The organism is Rhodococcus sp. NPDC004095 (assembly GCF_053604015.1).
The window spans coordinates 206646-227771 of sequence record NZ_JBSGGS010000004.1 but is presented as its reverse complement, the minus strand read 5'-3'; the positions used below and the strand labels follow the sequence as shown (position 1 = coordinate 227771).

The following is a 21126-nucleotide window of genomic DNA, read 5'->3' as shown; positions in this document are numbered from 1 at the left end:
GCTGGACCTTCGTCACCTGGGTTGACCACGGAATAACCGAGGCCGAGGTGGCCGACCCGTGGGGCGTCGCGCCCGGGGTCCGCCGGCATCGGTGGGAGTGTGTCCGGGGTGGTCGCGTCCGCTGTGGTCATGGGATATCGCCAGCACCTGTCCCTCCTTTTCCCATCCCCGTCTCGTTCCCGTCGCCGCTGATGCTGGCGCTGTTCTGCGTCGCGGCGGGCGTGGTGGTGCGTCAACGCCGCGGCGCGGATGCCGTCGAGGCGACGACACGACTGATACCGATGTGGTCGGGCTCGTGGGTGTCGGGCTCGGCGTTCACCGGTATCGGTGTGCGGGTGGTTGCGTCCACTGTGGCTACGGCACGTCGCCGTCGCCCGCCTCATCGATCCCATGTGCCCAGCGCCGTCGATGCTCACGCAGTTCTGCGTCGCGGCGGGCGCGGTGGTGCGCCAGCGCTGCAGCGAGGATGTCGTCGAGGTGGTGGCGTTGATTGACCCGCGGTGTGCGGGTGGGGTCGATGTGCGGTGGTGGGATCCACTCGGTACGGCCGGCATTGCTGGTGGCTGCACTTGTGGTTCGGTGGGCGGGTTCTGTCATCGCGTGGCCGGTGATGGCGGTCCTGCCGGCGTCGCCGGTGCGGTCGCGGGTTGCCGCCGCGGTGCGGGTCTGCCAGCCGCCGGCGCCGTCGTGGACGAGGGCGTGGCAGTGATCGCACGCGAGATCGAGAGCGTCGATGTCGGTGCGTCCGCCCTTGTTCCATTCGGTCAGGTGATGCACGGCGGTCATCGAGGCTGGTGCGTCGCAGTCCGGTCTCGTGCAGCCGCGCGAGGCGGCGATCAACGCCAACCGCTGATCAGCCGATGCCAAACGCTTCGACCGACCGAGGTGCAGCGGCCGGCCGTTGTGATCGAAGAGCGCGAGCACCGGATGTGCCTTCTCGGCCATTCGGAGCGCATCACGGATCGGGACCAGGCCGCCGGTGGCGGTGGTGGCCACCCCGGATGCTTCTTCGACCTGCCGCACGGACATCGTGAGGATCGCGGTGACGGGCAGTCCGCGATGACTACCCAACACCCCGGACGAGAGCAGGTGCCGTAGCGCGACTTTCAGTGCGTCGTGGTTGCGTTGGACGGCGGTGCGGGTGTCGCGGGCGGCGGCGTTCGCCAGCGCGGTGCGGTCGAGGGTGTCGGATTCGATGTCGCCGCAGGGTGATTCGGGGTCGTCGGGGTTGTTCATGCCGGGGCGGGCGAGTTTCGCGAGGACCGGATCGAGCAACGCCTTCGTTTCCGGATTCAGTAATCCCGAGATCGGTGTCATGAGATCGGCGCCCTGCTTCCCGATGCGCAGGCCGCGGCGGCGCTTACGGTCCTTCTCGTCGGGACGTCGCCGTCCGGGTTCAGGTGCGCGAGCAGGTGGATTCCGACCTTCGTGACGTCTTCGGGTGGCATGGTTCGGGCGGCGTCGGCCAGGATCTTTTCCGCCACGGCGATCTCGTCGGCGCCTGTGCCGTGGGGGACCTTGCGCATGGTTTTCGCGATCGCTGCGACATGATCCGGGCCGACGGCACCCTCCCGCACGGCGTGCGCGGTGACCGGCAGAACCGCATCCATCGGGTCGCCGCCGATTGTGTGCCAGGTGCCGACCTTGTTCGCGCCCTTGACTCGTCGGGCGGCGTCGGCGCCGGAGATACGCAGGGTTTGGGTGAGGAATTCGCTCACGGATCGGCAGTGCAGGTTTCCAGGGATCGACCGCTCCACCGTCTCGACGATCAGCCGGTGTCCGACCGCGGAGGCCTTCCGCAGCGTCACTTCAATCCGCTGCAGCGTGTCGATGACCTCACTGTCGGTGAGTCCGGTCAGCGGGTCGGTGAGCAGGCCGTCGATGGCGGCGGCGAGTGCTGTCAGGTGTTCGTCCATCTGCTCGTCACCCCCCGTGATTCGAACTGATGTTCTAACGATAGTGGAAAGCGGCACTCCGCACCAGGCTTTCCGTGAAGCGAGGGCGGTTGGGGGTGACGTGGTGTTCGTGGGCGTCGGGCGTCCTTGGGATCGTTGGGCGGGCGTCCCTCTCGCCGCGGCATATCTGTTCAAGGAACCCCGCAGCGCGGCGCCGACCTGATCCTCGACGACATGGGCGCCAAGTACCTGGACCGCAACGTCGACGCGCTCGCCAAGGACGGACAGTTCTGTCTTATCGGCATGCGGGGCGACGCGGTCGGGGAACTCAACCTGGGCAAGCTGATCGCCAAGCGGGGTGACGGTCGTGAGGTTGCGCCACAACTGTTCTGCGACTTACCGATAGAGCCGCGGCATGTCGACGCGAATCTGGCTTCCCTGCATGTGGAGCGGCGTCGTGTTCGAACCGACGGGTCCCAGCGTGCTGTAAGTAAGCCAGGCTCTCCCGCCGCCTGATTCCAACGAACCGCGCCGCATCAACTTCGGATTCGTCGAGTAGTCACGCGTGAAACGGTGACGGCCGACGCCTCCCTCGCCGACCCGTACCGAGATCACAGCACCGGGTGTTCGAACGATTGCGGGGTTGACAGCACATGCACAGGAACCTTTGGGTGCCCGGATTCGGGTTGGTTGCCGGGCCCGCTGCCGTGCCGGTGTCGATGGAGGCAGGTTCTACGATTTCGGGCATGACTGCCGTCCCTCCGTCCACCTCCCTCGCCGTGGCAACGTGGCAGGATGTCGCCGCTCGTCCGCCGTCCATCGCGGTGCCTGTCGGGTCGCTCGAGCAGCACGGCCCACACCTGCCTCTCGACACCGACACGCGCATCGCGACCGCGGTGGCCGCGGCGCTGCCGGGATTCGACCTCGCGCCCGCGATCGCGTACGGCGCCAGCGGAGAGCACGAGGGATTCGCCGGAACCGTGTCCCTCGGTAGTGAGGCGTTGCGGAATCTGGTCGTCGAGTACGGCCGTTCGGCGTGTCGCTGGACCCCTCGCCTGCTGTTCGTCAACGGGCACGGAGGGAACGCGCCCGCCCTCGCGGACGCAGTGGCCCTTCTGCGGTACGAGGGCCGGGACGTGGCCTGGCTGCCGTGTGCCGTACCGAGCGCCGACGCCCATGCCGGGCACACCGAAACAGCGCTGTTGCTGCACCTTTCGCCGGAAGTGGTGCGCACGGACAGGATCGAGGCAGGCGATCTGCGGCCCATCGCGGAACTGATGCCCGACCTCCGGGCCGGGGGTGTCGCGGCGGTCAGCGCGAACGGGGTGCTCGGCGACCCGACCGCCGCCGACGCGGAGGAGGGGGCCCGACTGTTCGACCGGATGTGCGAGCTCGCGACCGCGGCGGTGAGTCGGTGGCAGCCGGATGTCCGCGGGATGTTGCGGTGAGGCCAGATCCGAATACGATCGCCTGATGCGTCAAGCTCGACTGCCCGACGGATTCGGGGTGCGACTCGATCCGACGGTGCGCGCCTTCTCCGACGGACGAGTTCTGATCGGGGGATCGCCGACCCGGATGCTCAAACTCGCGCCGACCGCCGCCGCGATGATCGGGGACGGCTACCTGAAGGTGGTCGACCAGCAGTCCGCTGCGGTCGCCCGGCACCTGCTCGACTCCGGTGTGGCGAACCCGCGCCCGATGAGCTCGCCGCCCAGTCACGACGTCACCGTCGTCGTCCCGGTCAAGGACAACATGGTCGGGCTCAACCGGCTGCTCCCGGCGCTGCACGGCCTGACCGTCATCGTCGTCGACGACGGGTCGGCCGAGCCGATCACCCCGCCTCCCGTCCGGGGCCGCGGCGAGGTCCGGGTGCTCCGGCACCCGGAATCGCGTGGACCTGCCGCCGCTCGCAACACCGGGATGGAGGCCGCGACAACCGAGTTCGTCGCGTTCCTCGATTCGGACGTCGTGCCGCGGACCGGCTGGCTCGATGCGATGCTCGGGCACTTCAGCGACCCCGCCGTCGCGATGGTCGCGCCACGGATCGTCGCCCTCGAACCGAACGGGGGAGCGCTCGCCCGATACGAGCACGCCCGGTCCTCGCTGGACCTCGGTCGCAAGGAGGCGCCGGTGCGGGCGGGCAGTGCGGTGTCGTACGTGCCGAGTGCGGCGATGCTGGTGCGGCGCCGGGCTCTCGACGAGTGCGGTGGCTTCGACGAGGCCATGCATGTCGCCGAGGACGTCGACCTGTGCTGGCGGCTGCACGAGGCGGGCTGGCGGTTGCGGTACGAGCCCATCTCGCACGTCGCGCACGACCATCGGGTGTCGTTCCGGAAATGGTTCGGCCGCAAGATGTTCTACGGAACGGGTGCGGCGCCGCTGGCGTCCCGGCATCGCGGGCTGGTGCCGCCCCTGGCCATGTCGTGGTGGACGCTCGCCGCCTGGCTGCTCGCCGCCACCGGAACCCGCATCGGGGTGGTCGGGGCCCTCGCCACCCAGGTGGTGACGGTGCGTCGGCTGCGCCGTACGTTCGGTGAACTCGACCAGCCGACTCGGATCGCCACCGTTCTCGCGATTCAGGGCATGGCCGGCGGGGCCTGGCAACTCGCGTCCGCGGTGTGCCGGCACTACTGGCCGGTGACGGTGCTCGCCGCGATCTGCTCACGGCGTGTGCGCAGGGCGGTGGTTGCGATCGCGGTGGCCGAGGGCGTGGCGGACTGGTGGACCCACCGTGAACCGGGCGGGCTCGGTCCGGTGCGGCACGTCGTCTACAAGCGGCTCGACGACCTCGCCTACGGGGCGGGCCTGTGGCGGGGAGCGATCACGCACCGCAGCCTCGCCGCCCTGACTCCACGCCTGACCCGGTGACACCGGGGCCGGTTCCGGGTGCCGATGTGATCGTGGTCGGAGCCGGTTCCGCCGGCTGCGTCGTGGCCGCCCGGTTGAGCGAGAATCCCGACCGGACCGTGACGCTGGTCGAGGCGGGGGCGGTCGCAGGCCCGCCCGGGCCGCTCGGGGTGCTGCCGGTCGGGCCGGACAGCGATGTCGTCTGGCGGTACCCGGCGCAGCTGCGCGACCGGATCGGCGAACCGCTCACCACCCTCGCGCGGGGTCGGGTGCTGGGCGGGTCCGGCGCCGTCAACGGCGGCTACTTCCTCCGCGGCACCGCCGCAGACTTCGATCGCTGGCCGTCGTCGTGGTCGTACGAGCGGGTGCTGCCCTACTTTCGCAGGCTCGAGTCGGACCCGTTCGGGGACCGCCGCTGGCACGGTGACCACGGCCCGATCCCCGTCGTCCGCACCGCTCCCGGCGATCTGCATCCGGTCAGCGCGGCGTTCCTCGAGGGTGCCACCCGGGCCGGCTTCGGGTACCGCGCGGACCTCAACGAACCGGACGCCGCAGGCGTCGGGCCGGTGCCGTTGAACGCGCGCGACGGCCGGCGGGTGAGCACTGCAACGGCCTATCTGTCGCCGCACCTGGGCCGGCCGAACCTGCGGGTGCTCACCGGGGCGTCGGCCCGCAGGGTGCTGCTGTCGGGCGTGCGGGCGGCGGGCGTCGAGGTCGAAGCGGCGGGTCGCCTGGAGGTGCTGCGGGGCGACACCGTGGTGGTGTGCGCGGGTGCCGTCGGTACACCACACCTGCTGATGCACTCCGGAATCGGCCCCGCGCAGCATCTTTCGGACATCGGGGTGCCGGTGTCCGTCGACCGGCCGGGTGTCGGTCAGGGGTTCGAGGACCATCCGGAGGTGACGGTCGGCTACCGGCCGGTGACGGCACTGCCGCACCGACCCGACCAGGCGATCCTGGAGGTGGTTCTCGAAGCGGAGGACGTCGAGCTGCGTCCCTACACCGCGCCGTTCGGCCGCTCGATTCCCGGCGTGGACGACCCGCTCGGCCGGATCGGGGTGGCGCTGATGCGGCCGCGCAGCCGCGGAGAGATCGTGCTGCGGTCCGCCGAGCCCGCGGACCCGCCGCTCGTGCGGTACCGCTACCTGAGCGACGGCGCCGATCGCCGCGCGCTGCGTGCCGGGCTGGACCTGGCCCGGGACCTGGTGGCCGGTCCGCCCTTCGCCGAGCTGACGGCTCCGCCCGCGCGCGGAGCCCTCACGCTCGAGGACCTCGGCACGTCGATGCACCTGTCGGGCAGCTGCGCGATGGGCTCCCCGGACGATCCCCACGCGGTCGTGGACGAGCGATGCCGGGTGATCGGGGTGGAGGGGCTGTGGCTGGGCGACGGCTCGGTGATGCCGTCGCTGCCGTCACGGGGGCCGCACGCGACCACCGTCATGATCGGGGAGCGGGTCGCGGAGTTCGTCGCCGCCGTCCTGGACGGCTGACCAGTACTTCTGTCGTCGCCGGTCGGGGCCGACACGCAACCGGGGTCGTGTGACTGGCGTTACAGTGGGGGTACCAGCCTCGACGGAGGGACTTCCTTGAGCACCACCGCGCGCAGCAACCCCTGGGTGGCCGTTCGACCGGGCGACGACGTCGCGCAGCTCGCCCGCACCGTGTCCTCCGCGCACCGCTCCTTCATGGCGGGTGCGGCCCCGCAGACGGACGATCCCGAGGACGAACCGCTGGTGCGGCCGGTGGTGTTCGATTCCTGGCTGCGCAGCCGCAATCGTGGTGTGAACCCCGAGACCGTCGGCGAGGGCGGCGATCTCGACGGAGTCGAACTCGAGAGTTACCGTGCCGCCCACCCGATGGCACTGGTTCGGCCGGTCGTGCGCAGGCTGCTGGTCGACGACGCCGCCGACACCGGACTGCTCGTGGCGATCAGCGACGCCGACGGCCGGCTGCTGTGGGTCGAGGGGGACTCGGCGGCGAAGGACCGCGCTGTCGCGATGCACTTCGTGGAGGGCGCCGACTGGAGTGAGGACCGCGTCGGCACCAACGCCCCGGGCACCGCGCTCGCGGTCGACCAGTGCGTGCAGATCTTCGGGGCCGAGCATTTCAGCGCCGCCGTGCACGACTGGAGTTGTTCGGCGGCCCCCGTGCACGACCCGATGAGCGGGCAGATCCTCGGGGCCATCGACATCACGGGCGGTCACCGGGTCGCCGAGCCGCAGGTGCTCGCGTTGGTGCGGGCGACGGTCGCGGCCGCGGAGGCCGAGTTGCGGTTGCACCTGCTGAACTCGCCGCGGCTGCTCGGCACCGCGGTGCCTCGGCTGGCGGTACTCGGGTCGGAGCGGCCCACCCTGGTCCGGGACGGCGAGCGGATCCCGCTCTCGCGTCGGCACGCCGAGATCCTGCTGCTGCTCGCCGACCGCCCCGAGGGCCTGTCGGGCGATCAGCTGGCGATCCTGCTCGACGAGTCCGAACTCGACGCCGTCACCATCCGCGCCGAGATGTCCCGGCTCCGCAAGGTGTTCGGCGCGGATGGCCTCGGGTCGCGGCCGTACCGGCTGCTGACGGACCTGGGTACCGACGTCGGTGACGTGCGGCGCGCACTCGAACGCGGAGACGCGGCCGCGGCACTGGCGGCCTACCGCGGCCCGGTGCTCCCCGGGTCGGTTGCGCCGGGGGTCGACGAGATTCGCGAACAGCTGCGGGTCCGCATGCAGGCGGCGCTGCTTCGGGCCTGCGACCAGTCCCTCCTCGCACGCTGGACCGCCACGGCCGACGGTCGCGAGGATTCGACGGCGTGGGCGGCGTATCTCTCGTCCATCGACCCGAAGTCTCCGATGTACGACCAGGTCAGAGCGCGTATCGCGATCCTCGACGAGCAGTTGGGCCGATGACGGCTGTGTGCGCAACGTAGTTGCAACCCCCGCCCTCGTAGTGTCCTGGATCACAGCAACGACCTCACGCAGCAGTGACGGATACCAGAGGAGTTTCGATGACCGTGTACGCCCGCCCGGGTTCGCCCGACGCGCTCATGTCCTTCCAGTCCCGCTACGAGAACTACATCGGCGGGCAGTGGGTTCCTCCGGTCAAGGGGCAGTACTTCGAGAACACCACGCCGGTCACCGGCCAGCCGTTCTGTGAGATCGCGCGCGGCACCGCCGAGGACATCGAGCTCGCGCTCGACGCCGCCCACGCCGCCGCCCCGGCCTGGGGCAAGACCTCCGTCGCCGAGCGCGCGGTGATCCTCAACAAGATCGCCGACCGCATCGAGGAGAACCTCGAGTCGATCGCCCTCGCCGAGTCCTGGGACAACGGCAAGCCGATCCGCGAGACCCTCAACGCGGACATCCCGCTCGCCGTCGACCACTTCCGCTACTTCGCGGGAGCCATTCGCGCGCAGGAGGGTTCGCTGTCGGAGATCAACTCCGACACCGTCGCTTACCACTTCCACGAGCCGCTCGGCGTCGTCGGACAGATCATCCCGTGGAACTTCCCGATCCTGATGGCCGTGTGGAAGCTCGCCCCCGCGCTGGCTGCAGGCAACGCGGTGGTCCTCAAGCCGGCCGAGCAGACCCCGGCGTCGATCCTGTACCTGTTCAGCATCATCGGCGACCTGCTGCCGCCGGGTGTGGTCAACATCGTCAACGGCTTCGGCACCGAGGCGGGCAAGCCGCTCGCGTCCAGCCCGCGGATCAAGAAGATCGCCTTCACCGGTGAGACGACCACCGGCCGGCTGATCATGCAGTACGCGTCGCAGAACCTGATCCCGGTCACCCTCGAACTCGGCGGCAAGAGCCCGAACATCTTCTTCTCGGACGTCCTCGCCGCGAACGACGACTACCAGGACAAGGCCCTCGAGGGGTTCACGATGTTCGCGCTGAACCAGGGCGAGGTGTGCACCTGCCCGTCCCGGTCGCTGATCCAGGAGGACATCTTCGACGAGTTCCTGGCGATGGCCGCGATCCGTACCAAGGCGGTCCGGCAGGGCGACCCGCTCGACACCGACACGATGATCGGCGCGCAGGCGTCCAACGACCAGTTCGAGAAGATCCTGTCGTACATCGAGATCGGCAAGTCGGAGGGTGCGAAGCTGATCACCGGCGGTGAGCGTGCCGACCTCGGCGGCGACCTGGCCGGTGGCTACTACATCCAGCCGACGGTCTTCACCGGCAACAACAAGATGCGGATCTTCCAGGAGGAGATCTTCGGACCGGTGGTGTCGGTGACCTCCTTCAAGGACTACGACGAGGCCATCTCGATCGCCAACGACACCCTCTACGGTCTCGGTGCCGGTGTGTGGTCCCGGGACGGCGGAGTCGCCTACCGCGCGGGCCGTGACATCCAGGCGGGCCGGGTGTGGACGAACACGTATCACCAGTACCCGGCGCACGCCGCGTTCGGTGGTTACAAGCAGTCCGGCATCGGCCGCGAGAACCACCACATGATGCTCGATCACTACCAGCAGACCAAGAACCTGCTGGTGAGCTACGCCCCCAAGGCGCAGGGCTTCTTCTGATCCCCTCGGTCAGAAGAGTGCGCGGCGCCCGCCGATCCACCCCCTCGTCGGCGGGCGCCGCGTTTTCCACACCTCCACGAATTCGGTTGAATCCCCAGTCATCGAACCCAGTCACACGTTCCGGACGGAGACCACGATGGTCGACACGATGAAGGCAGCGGTTGTTCACGAGTTCGGCAAGCCCCTGGTCGTCGAAGAGCTTCCGATACCGCGACCCGGACCGAACCAGGCGCTGGTCAAAGTCGAGACCAGTGGGGTGTGTCACACCGATCTGCACGCGGCAGAAGGGGATTGGCCGGTCAAGCCGAGCCCCCCGTTCGTGCCGGGACACGAGGGCGTGGGAACCGTCGTCGAGCTTGGTGACGGGGTCACCGAACTTGCGGTCGGGCAGCGGGTCGGCAACGCCTGGCTGTGGTCGGCGTGCATGGAGTGCCGGTACTGCCGCACCGGCTGGGAGACGTTGTGCGAGAAGCAGGTCAACGGCGGCTACTCGGTGAACGGCTCCTTCGCCGAGTACATGCTGGTCGACTCTCGCTTCGCGGCCCGCATCCCGGACGGGGCGGATCTGGTCGAGGTGGCGCCCGTGCTGTGCGCCGGGGTCACCGTCTACAAGGGCATCAAGGTCGCCGACGTGGTGCCGGGGGAGTGGATCACGATCTCCGGCATCGGCGGCCTCGGTCACGTCGCCGTCCAGTACGCGACGGCGATGGGACTCCGCGTCGCCGCGGTCGACGTCTCCGACGACAAACTCGACCTCGCGCGCAGCTTCGGCGCGGAGGTGTTGGTCAACGCGGCGAAGGATGATCCGGTCGCGAAGATACAGGAGGCCACCGGTGGCACCGACGGTGTGCTGGTGACCGCCGTGCACCCGAAGGCGTTCGGTCAGGCCATCGGCATGGCCCGCCGCGGCGGCACCATCGCGTTCAACGGCCTGCCGCCGGGTGACTTCCCGGCCCCGATCTTCGACACCGTGCTCAAGGGACTGACGATTCGCGGGTCGATCGTGGGTACCCGGCAGGACATGGTCGAGGCGCTGGACTTCTACTCCCGGGGCAAGATCCGCCCGACGGTGCACACTCGACGGCTCGACGAGATCAACGACGTCTTCGACGAACTGCGGGCCGGCACCGTCGACGGCCGCGTCGTCCTCGACTTCAGGTGAACGGGAACAACGGGTGAGAGGGGGCCGTCGGTGAGCGATGGGTTGTCGGTGGGAGCGGTGCCGCGGATCGTCGCGACGGTGGCGGCGGCCGACCTGCTGCGCAGGCTCGCGCCGATCCACGGTGCGCTGATGATGCACCAGTCCGGCGGATGCTGCGACGGCTCCGCCCCGATGTGCTACCCCGCAGGGGAGTTCATCGTCGGTGACCGTGACGTCCTGGTCGGGGTGCTGGACCTGCGTCTGGGTGTCGGGCAGCTCCCCACCGATCTTCCCTCCGGTGTCGACGCGGTGCCGGTGTGGATCTCGGGGCCTCAGTTCGAGCTGTGGAAGCACACCCAGCTGGTGATCGACGCCGTTCCCGGTCGCGGTTCCGGCTTCAGTCTCGAATCGCCCGAGGGCCTGCGGTTTCTCAGCCGCGGTAGAGCATTCGCCGACGACGAGGTCGTCGTGCTGGAAACCGACGAGCCGATCACCGGCGAGCAGTGGGAGGCGGGTCGGCGGCCGCTCCCGCCGTCGGTGCCGCAGATCGTCGCGGAGGCGGCGGACGCCTGCCCAGTCCCTCGGCGCTAGCAGCGTCCGGGGAGGTGGCCGAACCCGCCGCAGGGCACCGAACGACACGACCCGGCGGGATTCTCTCTCGTCTTTTCGGGACAGTGGCCTGGGTCACGAGTCCGACCTGTACAGTCCAATGAACTGGACGGTTGTACAGGAAGGATCTTCGTGCGCGCGCTACTGATCGCTGCACTCACGGCATTGACTCTCGGTGCGGCGCCGCTGGGCGGCGTCCCGCTCGCCGACGCGGCGCCGGCGGTGAACGGCTGGACGCTGCCGCAACTGACGGTCGAGGGGCGAGTGATCAAGGACGTCGAGGGGCGGACGGTGCTGCTCCGCGGGGTGAACGTCAACCAGCTCAACGACTACGCCGACAACGGCACCGGGCTGCCCACCGTGATGCCGCTGGAGCGAAACGATTTCGCGCGAATGGCCGCGATGGGATTCAACGTGGTCCGGCTCAATGTTGCGTGGTCGGCGCTCGAACCCACACCGGGGGCGTTCGACGAGGCGTACGTGGACCGGATCCGCACGGCGGTGCGGGACGCGAAGGATCACGGCCTCTACACGGTGCTCGACATGCATCAGGATGCGTGGGGCAAATCGGTCGGCACACCGGCAACCGAACAGTGCCCGCCACTGACGAAGCCCGGGATCGGGTGGGACGGCGCGCCCGCGTGGGCGACCCTCACGGACGGGTGGACCACGTGCACGGTCGGTGGGGTCCGTGAGGTCTCGCCTGCGGTCGCCCGGGCGTTCCAGGCGTTCTACGACGACGAACAGGGCGTGCAGAGCCACCTCGTCGCGACCTGGGCCCGCCTTGCGGCGGAGTTCAGGAGCGAGCCCGCCGTCGTCGGGTACGACCTGCTGAACGAGCCCAATCCCGGTCTGCGTGACCCCGTCACCGCTGCCGACCAGATCGGGCGCTTCTACCAGCGTGCGATCGACGCCATCCGGCGGGCGGAGGCCGGAGGATTCGCGCACCTGGTCATCTTCGAACCCAGCGCCGTTTGGTCCGGATTCGGACTCGACGCGCTGCCGCCCCGGCAGTACCTGACGGATCCGCTCGTCGTGTTCTCGCCGCACCTGTACAGCCAGTCGATCACCGTCAGCAGCGAATTCCCCACCGTCGAAGAGGGATTCAGAATCGCGTCGGACGCGGCCGCCAACTACGACGCGCCGCTGTGGACGGGCGAGTGGGGCTGGTGGGGCGACGACGCGGCGGCCGACACCGACCGTTTCCTGGATGCGATGGACCGCTTCCGGATCGGGGGTGCGTGGTGGTCGTGGACGCAGGCGTGCGGCGATCCGCATGCCGTTCGGGACGGCAACACCGGCACGCCGCAGGAGAACCTCAATCGTGTCGACTGTCCCTCCGGGACCCCGCTCGGGCCGATCGAGGATGTCGCGACCGCACTGTCGCGTTCGTACCCGCGTGCGGCTCCCGGTGAGTTGACCGAGGTGACGCGGGGCGGCTTCGCCGGCACGGGGTCCGGTCGCCTCGAGGCCTGGTACCCGGGTGTGGAGCGGCCCGACCTGCGCACCGTGAACCTGTCCGATGTCGCCCTCGATCGGGTGGACGGGGGATGGCGGCTGACGGCGCACGCGGAGGGTGACTACTCGGCGACGCTCGACTAGGGCATGTCGACCGGTACGACCCCGTCAGCTGTCGGGTCGTATTCGAACGCGCGCACCGGCACCACCCGCGCCCTGGGGCGGTTGGGCGTTCGTGCCGACGACGCAAACCCCTCGCCCGTCGACTCGACGGGCGAGGGTTTGCGATCCCGCGGGGAGGTCGGGCGCTCAGGCTGTCCGGGCGCTCAGCGCGGTGAGCTTGCGCAGTCCCGCCGGGTAGAGGCGCCTGCCTGCGAACAGGGCCACGATCGCGGCCAGGTAGCAGAGCGGCGCGAGCTGCAGCGCCTCGAGCAGTCCGAGCCGGTCGGCGAGAATGCCGATCACGAAGGGGCCCAGCGCCAGTCCCAGAACGTTGTTGGCGACGGTCAGCGTGCCGAGCGCGGACGACCGAACCGACGGGTGGGTGAGGCCGGCCACCATCGCGGCGGTGGGGCCCGAGCTTCCGGCTGAGAAGAAACAGCCGATACCGATCAGAACCAGTTGCGGCGCACCGGGTCCCATACGGAACCCGATCCCGAGTGCGACCAGCGAGATCACGCAGAAGGCGATGGCGCTGCTCCAGCGCCGCGCCGGGTCGCTCCGGCCGACGCGGTCGGTGATCATCCCGCACACGATCATGCCGATGGCGATCAGCAACACGAACACCGAGGCGATCGCGCCTGCCTTGTCGGGGGCCATGTCGTAGTACCGGTTGAAGAAGCTGGGCGCCCAGGCGAGCATGACCGCGGCGGTGAACATCTGTAGCCCGCCGCCCAGGTACGCGCACCACACGGCGGGGTTCGTGAACAGGCTCGACACCGGAACCCGGATGGCAGGGCCCCCCGGCGCGGTCGCCTCCGGAGTCTCGTCGGCAGCGTGCTCGGCGAGTCGCCCTTCGGTCACCACCGCCCGGAACGCCGCGACCAGGATGAGTCCGAGGACCGCCATCGCGGCGAACGACCAGCGCCAGCCCAGGTGCACCGCGATGACACCACCGAGTGAGACCCCGACGACCGAGCCGAAGGAGCCGCCCGCCATGAACGCGCCGCTCAGTGAGGCGTGGACGCGGGGCGCGAAGACGGAGAGGACCACCGCGATCCCGACACTTCCATAGGCGGCCTCGCCGACACCCACCAGGAAGCGGGCGGCGAGCATCTGCTCGTAGTTGGATGCGATTGCGCACAGCAGCGTCGCGATGCTCCACAGCGTGGCCATCAGGACGAGGGACTTCACTCGCCCCCACCTGTCGGCCAGCAGGGACAGCGGGAAGGTGAGCAGGCCGACCATCAGCGCGACCACACTGGTCAGCGATGCGAGCTGGGAATCGGTCAGTGCCCATTCCGTTTTCAGGAACGGGAAGACCGCACTGAGAACCTGGCGGGACATGTAGTCGGACAGCAGCAGTCCGAACGCGAGAGCGAACACGAGCCAGGGGTAGAGCGTCGACCGGCGCCGGGGCCCGCGCGCGGTCACCTCCGTCCCTGTGGTGGTGGTCCCGGTGGTCTGTCCGGACGGTTGATCGATCGTGGTGGGCGGCAGTCCCATGGATGCTCCTTGGAGGGCGACTGGACGGGAGGTGCTGGTGGGGTGTCTCCGGAGGCGGGTCAGGACGCCGCGCGGCGCGACTCGAACGCCTCGAGTTCCTCCTCGAGAATCGGCACGCCGAGATTGCAGGCGTGGATTCCCAGGACGCTCACCATTTCCAGAACCGTGAGAATCTCCTCGCGGGACACTCCGAGTTCGAGTGCGGCCCGGATGTGCCGCCGGACGCCGGGGGCATACAGGTGGGTGGCGGCGGCATCGATCGCGATGCTGAGGAGTTCGACGAACTCGGGTGTGAAGACCCCGCGTCGTACCGGGGTGGCGTTCATCGCCATGAACTGCTCGGTCCATTCCGGGTCCCAGCGGGACAGGGTGTCCCACAGGGGATTCCAGCTACCGTTTCGTCGCATCAGGTCGATGGTCGGCGTTCGGGCCGGTTCGGGATTCGTGGTCATGCAGCACTCGTTTCACGCAGGGGGTGAATGGGGCGACGCTGACAGCGGCCCCGCCGAAAGTGGCGTGCATCACGTTATCCCGGCCGTGAACCGGATAGTTACCCCTCCGGGACGTCATTCTGTGCATTTCGGGACACGCCCTGTCCCGCCGCCCGTTTGCGCCACTCGCGCGGGCTCATGCCGAACTGCTGGTGGAACCACCGGGAGAAGCTGCTCGGCGTCGAGAAGGCGAGCATCTCGGAGATCTCGGTGAACGAGTAGCGGCTGCCGGTGACCATGCGGTTCGCGAGCTCGGCGCGGGTCGAGTCGAGGACCGCGGTGAACGTCAGGCCGGACTTGGCCAGGTGCCGATGGACGGTGCGGCGGTCGACGCCGAGGCTGCGCGCCACCTGGTCGATCGAGCACCGGCCCGTCGGGAGCAGGAGCTCGACGAGTTCGCGCACGCGGGAGGTGATCGTGGGCTCCTCGGGAACGGACAGGGTGTCGAGGAACTGTCGGGCGTAGGAACGCAGCAGTGGATCGGACAGCCTGTTCGGTTCGTCCAGATCTGCGGTGTAGGTGACGATTCCGGAGTAGGCGGCGTCGAAGACCAGCGGGGCTCCGAACACCTGGCGATGAGTGGTGTCGTCCGCAGGTCGGGGGTGTTCGAAACGCACGGACACCGGGTGCCATCGCTCACCCAGCAGGTGTGCGAGCAACTGGTGCATCGCGGTGACCGCCAGTTCGACGGACTGCCGCACCGCGATCGGCTCGCCGGGATCGACGTTGATCTGGATCGTTGCCAGTCCGTCGCGTTCCGAGAGACGGATGTGCAGTGACTCGTTGTACATGTGCTGGTACCTGATCAGCAGGCGGACCGCGCTGCGGGCATCCGGTTCCTCGCGCAGGCTGACGCTGAGGGGTCCGAGGGTGGACAGTCGCCGGCGCTCCGCAAGTTTGAGGGCGAAGTCCTGGCGGCCGGACTCCGCGGCCGACAGTTCGAGCAGTCGCACCACCGCCGACGCCGGCACCCACCGATCCTGCAGGTCGAGCCCGGCGGGGTCGAGGTTGACGCTGCGCAGCAGTCGGCCCGGGTCGAGCGACAGTGAGCGGGCCAGCTCGATGTACCCGGTCAACGACGCGTACCGAGCGAGAGGTTTGGTCACGACATCACCTTGTTTGGTCACGACAACACCTGTTTGGTCATGACATCACCTGTCCCGAAACGACAACAAATATGTCCCCTGAGGATAAGTGTGATGGGGGTCGCTTGGCTAGTGTCGTGTCATCGGGGTCACAACCAACCCAGCTGTAAATCGAAACGTGTTGTGGCTCAGCGGAAGACCCGCTCAGGTCTGTGGGCGGGCCCGCGACGGACGACCGAGAATCCAGGAGAACCCAATGGCGCACGCGATCCGCTTCCACGAAACCGGTGGTCCGGAAGTCCTGAAATGGGAGTCGGTGGAGGTCGGCGACCCGGGACGCGGCGAGGTCCGGGTCCGGCACGAGGCGGTCGGACTGAACTTCGCCGACACCTACTTCCGGACGGGCCTGTACCCGGCACCCCTGCCCGCAGGAATGGGCGTCGAGGCGGCCGGCGTCGTCGAGGCGGTCGGTGCCGGTGTCACCGGGTTCCGGGAGGGAGACCGGGTCACCTACACCGGCAGCCCGCTGGGCGCGTACAGCACCGAGCGCGTGATGCCGGCCGAGCATCTCATCGCGCTTCCCACCGGAATTGCGCTCGAGACCGCGGCAGCCATGACCATGCGGGGTTTGACCGCGTCGTACCTGCTGCGCCGGATCCACCCGCTGAAGGCCGGGGACACGGTACTGCTGCACGCCGCGGCGGGCGGGGTGGGCCTGATCTTCTGCCAGTGGGCGAAACTCCTGGGCGTCAACGTGATCGGGACGGTGTCGACCGACGAGAAGGCCGCCGTGGCGCGCGCCCACGGATGCAGCGAGGTCATCGTCTACACACGGGAGAACGTGGCGGAGCGGGTCCGCGAGCTCACCGGCGGGAAGGGAGTGCCGGTGGTCTACGACAGCATCGGCGCGTCGACGTTCCAGTCGTCGCTGGACTCGCTCGCCCGCCGGGGTCTGCTGGTCGCCTTCGGGACCGCATCCGGCCCGATCCCGCCGATCGACGCCATGCAGCTCGCGGTGAAGGGATCGCTGTTCGTGACCCGGCCGGCGCTGGCCGACTACATCGCCGACCCGGCCGAGCGCGCCGAGCTCGCCGGCGAACTGTTCGACCACGTCGCGGCGGGGCGCATCGCGATCGAGATCAACCAGCGTTACCCGCTCGAGGAGGCCGAGCAGGCCCATCGAGACCTGGAATCGGGCATCAGCGTCGGATCGTCCGTCTTCGCGCTCTGACCCACCCCACCACAGGAGACAGTCATGACCACAACCGTCGACCTCGGGGCCGCCCGTATCGGTGCGGGTGCACGAGCCCCGATGGATGTCCGGCCGCTGACGTGCAGCATCGGCGCCGAGCTCCGCGACGTCGACCTCGCCGAGGTCACGCGCGACGACGCGCTCTTCAGGGAACTGAAGTCGTTGCTGCTCGAGCACAAGGTGCTGTTTTTCCGGGATCAGGACATGAGCCGCGCCGAGCACGTCGCGTTGGCGGAGCGCTTCGGGGCGCTCGAGGACCACCCGGTGGTCGGCAGCGACCCCGAGTACCCCGGTCTGGTCCGGATCTACAAGGATCTCGACAGTCCGCGCGAGGCGTTCGAGAACGCCTACCACTGCGACGCGACGTGGCGCGAGAACCCTCCGATGGGGTGCGTGCTCCGGTGCGTCGAGGGCCCGGAAGTCGGCGGCGACACCATCTGGGTGAACATGGCGCTGGCCTATGAGCGGCTTCCCGAACGCGTCAAGGAGCGGATCGCGGGCCTGCGGGCCCGGCACAGCATCGAGGCGTCGTTCGGTGCGCGTCTTCCGCTCGAGAAACGCCTCGAGCTCAAGGAACGATTCCCCGACGCGGAGCACCCTGTGGTCCGTACGCACCCGGACACCGGCGAGAAGATCCTGTTCGTCAACAGTTTCACCACCCACCTGACGAACTTCCACACCGCGGAGAACGTCCGCTGCGGCATCGACTACGCCCCCGGCGCCGGCGAGCTACTGCGCTACCTGCAGAGCCAGGCGACCATCCCGGAATACCAGGTGCGGTGGCGCTGGACGAAGAACAGCGTGGCGATCTGGGACAACCGGTCCACGCAGCACTACGCCGTCCAGGACTACTGGCCCGCGGTCCGAAAGATGGAACGCGCAGGCATCGTCGGCGACCGACCCTTCTGAACAACAACCTTCACCCCATCCTTGTCGAGAAACGGAGTCACCCAATGCATTTCCACGACGATGCGCTGTTCCCGGAGAATCAGGAGAAGCTGGTCATCACGTGTGCGCCGTACGGCCCGGAGTGGGAGCCGGACGACTTCCGCGAAGATCTGCCGCTGACGATGGAGGAGCACGTCCAGAAGGCGGTGGACTGCTACGAGGCGGGCGCGACGGTGCTGCACATCCACGTGCGGGAGCTGGACGGCAAGGGCTCGAAGCGGCTGTCGAAGTTCAACGAGTTGCTCGCCGGGCTGCGGGAGGCGGTGCCGGACATGATCCTGCAGGTCGGTGGGTCGATCTCGTTCGCGCCGGAGGGTGAGGGCGCGGATGCGAAGTGGCTGTCGGACGACACGCGGCACATGCTGGCCGAGCTGGACCCGAAGCCGGATCAGGTGACGATCGCGATCAACACCAGCCAGATGAACATCATGGAGCTGATGACCGCGGACGACATCGCGGGCACGTCGATGGAGCGTCCGGAACTGGCAGCGGCGTACCGGGAGATGACGGTGCCGGCCGGCCCCGAATGGGTCGAAGAGCACCTGCGGCGGCTGCAGGCGGCTGGGATCCAGCCGCACTTCCAGCTCTCGTCGATTCCGCAGCTCGAGACGGTCGAGCGGTTGATTCGCCGCGGTGTCTACACCGGCCCGCTGAACCTGACCTGGGTGGGCATCGGTGGTGGCTTCGACGGCCCGAACCCGTACAACATCATGAACTTCATTCAGCGGGTGCCGGACGGGGCCTGCCTGACCCTCGAGACCCTGATGCGGTCGGTGCTGCCGGTCAACGCGATGGCGATCGCGATGGGCCTGCACACCCGGTGCGGCAACGAGGACACCATCTGGGGCCGCAAGGGGGAGAAGTTCACCTCGGTACAGCAGGTCCAGCAGTTGGTGCGGGTGGCGAACGAGCTCGGCCGCGAGGTCGCGACCGGCAAGGAAGCCCGCGACATCTACCGGATCGGCACCACCTACGCCGACGCCGACGAGACCCTGGCCCGGCTCGGGTACGCGCCCAACCGCAGGCCCGGCCAGGTCGGCTTCACCCACCACGCCTGATTCGAGGGGCGACCGGTGCGGGGGTGCGGCGCTCGGTGCGCCGGGCCCCCGCCCGTGTCGGAAGTACCGCCGTCTCGGAAGCGCCGCAGCAGTGCTTCGCAGACTCTGTACCACAACAGCTTTGGAGAACGATGAACAGCACCGCCGACCCGACCGTGGTGATCGTGCCAGGCCTGCGCGACCACGTCGAAGACCACTGGCAGACCCGGCTCGCCGAGAGGCTCGACCGGGTGCGCACGGTACCGCCGCTCGAACACGACAGGCTGAGCCTGAAGGCACGGGTGGCGGCGCTCGACGCGGTGCTCGCCGAGATCGACGGCCCCGTCGTCCTCGTGGCCCACAGCGCCGGGGTCATGATCACCGTGCACTGGGCCCAACGGACGCCCCGGCCGATCCGCGGTGCCCTGCTCGCCACCCCGGCGGACCTGGAGCAGCCGCTGCCTGCGGGCTATCCCACGACCGCGGAACTCGAAGCGAACGGGTGGCTGCCCATTCCCCGGCGCCGCCTGCCGTTCCCGAGCATCGTCGCGGCCAGCGACAACGACCCGCTCGCGAACCATCGACGGGTCGCGGGCATGGCGGAGACCTGGGGGAGCCGCCTCGTCGACCTCGGGGCCGTCGGGCACCTCAATCCAGCCTCCGGATACGGGTACTGGCCGTTGGCCGAGGAACTCGTCCGGGAGCTGGCCGGGCTGCCGGAGGAGGTCGCGCCGTGACCCGGGTGTTCGTCTCCGCGGCCGACGCGGTCGCCGACATTCCCAGTGGGGCCTCGCTCGCGGTCGGCGGATTCGGCTTGTGTGGCATCCCGGACGCGCTGATCGCGGGGATCGCAGCAGGCTCGGCGACCGATCTCGAGGTGGTCTCCAACAACTGTGGCACCGACTCGCACGGGCTCGGGATCCTGCTCGGCGACAAGCGGATCGCGCGGGTGATCGCCTCGTACGTCGGCGAGAACAAGGAGTTCGCGCGCCAGTACCTCGCCGGGGAACTCGAGGTGGAGTTGTCCCCCCAGGGCACCCTCGCCGAGCGGCTCCGCGCGGGCGGCGCCGGGATCCCGGCCTTCTTCACGCCCGCCGGCGTCGGCACCCTGGTGTCGGAGGGCGGTCTGCCGTGGCGGTACGCACCCGACGGCTCGGTCGCGGTGGCCTCCCCTCCGAAGGAGACCCGCGAGTACGCAGGCAGGCGGTACGTGCTCGAGGAGGCGGTCACCACGGACTACGCGCTGGTGCACGCGGCGATCGGGGACACCGACGGGAATCTGGTGTTCCACGCGGCCGCACGGAACTTCAACCCTCTCGCCGCGATGGCCGGACGGGTGTGCATCGCGCAGGTCGAGACATTGGTGGAACCCGGCGTTCTGGAGCCGGGACTGGTGCAGCTGCCGGGGATCTTCGTCGACCGCGTCGTGTGCACGGGCAAGCAGGACAAGCAGATCGAGAAGCGAACCGTGGCAGCGAAGGGAGCTCCCGCATGACTGCGACACTCACCGAGGTGGCGGGGTGGACCCGCGCGGAGATGGCGGCCCGGGCCGCCGCCGAACTGTCGGACGGGGACTACGTCAACCTCGGAATCGGCCTGCCGACGCTGATTCCCAACCACCTTCCGGTCGGCCTCGACGTGACCCTGCACAGCGAGAACGGGATCCTCGGCACCGGACCGTACCCGGACGAGGACGGTGTCGACGCGGACCTGATCAACGCCGGCAAGGAGACCGTCACGGTCAACCCTGGCGCCTCGTTCTTCGACTCCTCGCTCTCGTTCGGGATGATCCGGGGCGGGCACATCGACGTCGCGGTCCTCGGTGGCATGCAGGTCTCCGAGTCGGGTGATCTGGCGAATTGGATGGTGCCCGGAAGGATGGTCAAGGGCATGGGCGGGGCGATGGACCTCGTCCACGGGGCCCGGAAGGTCATCGTGCTGATGGAGCACACGGACAGGTCCGGTGCGCCCAAGATCGTGCGGACGTGCACCCTCCCTCTCACCGGGCAGGGTGTCGTGCAGCGGATCATCACCAACCTCGCGGTCGTCGACGTCACCGCGTCCGGCCTGGTGCTGCGCGAGTGCGCGCCCGGGGTGTCCGAGGAGGACGTGCGCGCCGCCACCGATGCCCCGCTGGCCACACCCCTCGACACCGCAGCCGCCCGAGACACCTGGAAGTGAG

Annotated in this window: 18 protein-coding genes and 2 pseudogenes; 15 read left to right on the top strand and 5 right to left on the bottom strand. The window is 69.1% G+C overall.

Annotated features, from left to right (window positions below; all coding sequences use genetic code 11):
* Positions 1 to 354: 354 nt before the first annotated feature.
* Positions 355 to 786 carry an HNH endonuclease gene (locus tag ACWEPG_RS09320; protein WP_452594365.1) on the bottom strand — a complete coding sequence of 144 codons (432 nt, stop codon included), beginning with the start codon at positions 784 to 786 and terminating at the stop codon, positions 355 to 357.
* Positions 787 to 894: 108 nt separating this feature from the next.
* Positions 895 to 1916 (bottom strand): annotated as a pseudogene (locus ACWEPG_RS09315) (DUF222 domain-containing protein); the annotation flags it as partial.
* Positions 1917 to 2105: 189 nt separating this feature from the next.
* Between ACWEPG_RS09315 and ACWEPG_RS09310 the strand changes: the two are divergent.
* From ACWEPG_RS09310 to ACWEPG_RS09270, 9 genes and pseudogenes are all read left to right on the top strand, one after another.
* Positions 2106 to 2255, top strand: a pseudogene (locus tag ACWEPG_RS09310) (NAD(P)H-quinone oxidoreductase); the annotation flags it as partial.
* A gap of 386 nt (positions 2256 to 2641) precedes the next feature.
* Positions 2642 to 3343: a mycofactocin biosynthesis peptidyl-dipeptidase MftE gene (gene mftE / locus ACWEPG_RS09305; protein WP_450114563.1), complete on the top strand. Its 702-nt coding sequence runs from the start codon at positions 2642 to 2644 to the stop codon at positions 3341 to 3343.
* Between the two features lie 25 nt (positions 3344 to 3368).
* Positions 3369 to 4763: a mycofactocin biosynthesis glycosyltransferase MftF gene (gene mftF, locus ACWEPG_RS09300; protein ID WP_450114562.1), complete on the top strand. Its 1395-nt coding sequence runs from the start codon at positions 3369 to 3371 to the stop codon at positions 4761 to 4763.
* A 26-nt stretch (positions 4764 to 4789) separates the two neighbouring features.
* A complete protein-coding gene (gene mftG / locus ACWEPG_RS09295; RefSeq protein WP_452594303.1) occupies positions 4790 to 6232 on the top strand; it encodes a mycofactocin dehydrogenase MftG in 1443 nt (480 codons plus the stop codon).
* A gap of 96 nt (positions 6233 to 6328) precedes the next feature.
* The gene (locus ACWEPG_RS09290; protein ID WP_450114560.1) at positions 6329 to 7636 is read left to right on the top strand and encodes a transcriptional regulator; all 1308 of its coding nucleotides are present in this window, start codon (positions 6329 to 6331) and stop codon (positions 7634 to 7636) included.
* Positions 7637 to 7734: 98 nt separating this feature from the next.
* Positions 7735 to 9258, top strand: a complete 1524-nt coding sequence (adh, locus tag ACWEPG_RS09285) for an aldehyde dehydrogenase (protein WP_450114559.1) — start codon at positions 7735 to 7737, stop codon at positions 9256 to 9258.
* Between the two features lie 136 nt (positions 9259 to 9394).
* The gene (adhP, locus tag ACWEPG_RS09280; protein WP_450114558.1) at positions 9395 to 10420 is read left to right on the top strand and encodes an alcohol dehydrogenase AdhP; all 1026 of its coding nucleotides are present in this window, start codon (positions 9395 to 9397) and stop codon (positions 10418 to 10420) included.
* Between the two features lie 30 nt (positions 10421 to 10450).
* Complete coding sequence (locus tag ACWEPG_RS09275; protein WP_450114557.1) at positions 10451 to 10990, top strand: DUF779 domain-containing protein; 540 nt, start codon at positions 10451 to 10453, stop codon at positions 10988 to 10990.
* A 150-nt stretch (positions 10991 to 11140) separates the two neighbouring features.
* On the top strand, positions 11141 to 12610 hold the full coding sequence (locus tag ACWEPG_RS09270; protein ID WP_450114556.1) for a glycoside hydrolase family 5 protein: 1470 nt from the start codon (positions 11141 to 11143) through the stop codon (positions 12608 to 12610).
* 165 nt (positions 12611 to 12775) lie between these two features.
* On the opposite strand, the gene ACWEPG_RS09265 is transcribed toward ACWEPG_RS09270, so the two are convergent.
* The 3 genes from ACWEPG_RS09265 to ACWEPG_RS09255 form a co-directional block, all read right to left on the bottom strand.
* Positions 12776 to 14131 (bottom strand): MFS transporter, encoded by a 1356-nt coding sequence (locus tag ACWEPG_RS09265; RefSeq protein ID WP_450114555.1) that lies wholly within the window; start codon positions 14129 to 14131, stop codon positions 12776 to 12778.
* A gap of 59 nt (positions 14132 to 14190) precedes the next feature.
* Complete coding sequence (locus tag ACWEPG_RS09260; protein ID WP_450114554.1) at positions 14191 to 14583, bottom strand: carboxymuconolactone decarboxylase family protein; 393 nt, start codon at positions 14581 to 14583, stop codon at positions 14191 to 14193.
* Positions 14584 to 14681: 98 nt separating this feature from the next.
* On the bottom strand, positions 14682 to 15728 hold the full coding sequence (locus ACWEPG_RS09255) for an AraC family transcriptional regulator ligand-binding domain-containing protein (RefSeq protein WP_450114553.1): 1047 nt from the start codon (positions 15726 to 15728) through the stop codon (positions 14682 to 14684).
* A 235-nt stretch (positions 15729 to 15963) separates the two neighbouring features.
* Between ACWEPG_RS09255 and ACWEPG_RS09250 the strand changes: the two genes are divergently transcribed.
* From ACWEPG_RS09250 to ACWEPG_RS09225, 6 genes are all read left to right on the top strand, one after another.
* The gene (locus tag ACWEPG_RS09250) at positions 15964 to 16938 is read left to right on the top strand and encodes a quinone oxidoreductase family protein (protein WP_450114552.1); all 975 of its coding nucleotides are present in this window, start codon (positions 15964 to 15966) and stop codon (positions 16936 to 16938) included.
* Positions 16939 to 17019: 81 nt separating this feature from the next.
* Positions 17020 to 17868, top strand: a complete 849-nt coding sequence (locus ACWEPG_RS09245) for a TauD/TfdA dioxygenase family protein (RefSeq protein WP_450114570.1) — start codon at positions 17020 to 17022, stop codon at positions 17866 to 17868.
* Between the two features lie 44 nt (positions 17869 to 17912).
* Positions 17913 to 18965 (top strand): 3-keto-5-aminohexanoate cleavage protein, encoded by a 1053-nt coding sequence (locus ACWEPG_RS09240; protein WP_450114551.1) that lies wholly within the window; start codon positions 17913 to 17915, stop codon positions 18963 to 18965.
* 131 nt (positions 18966 to 19096) lie between these two features.
* Positions 19097 to 19681: an RBBP9/YdeN family alpha/beta hydrolase gene (locus ACWEPG_RS09235; protein WP_450114550.1), complete on the top strand. Its 585-nt coding sequence runs from the start codon at positions 19097 to 19099 to the stop codon at positions 19679 to 19681.
* Positions 19678 to 20439, top strand: coding sequence for a CoA transferase subunit A (locus tag ACWEPG_RS09230; protein ID WP_450114549.1), 762 nt, complete (start codon positions 19678 to 19680; stop codon positions 20437 to 20439). Before ACWEPG_RS09235 ends, ACWEPG_RS09230 begins: the two co-directional genes overlap by 4 nt.
* Positions 20436 to 21125, top strand: a complete 690-nt coding sequence (locus ACWEPG_RS09225) for a 3-oxoacid CoA-transferase subunit B (protein WP_450114548.1) — start codon at positions 20436 to 20438, stop codon at positions 21123 to 21125. Before ACWEPG_RS09230 ends, ACWEPG_RS09225 begins: the two co-directional genes overlap by 4 nt.
* Position 21126: the final 1 nt, after the last annotated feature.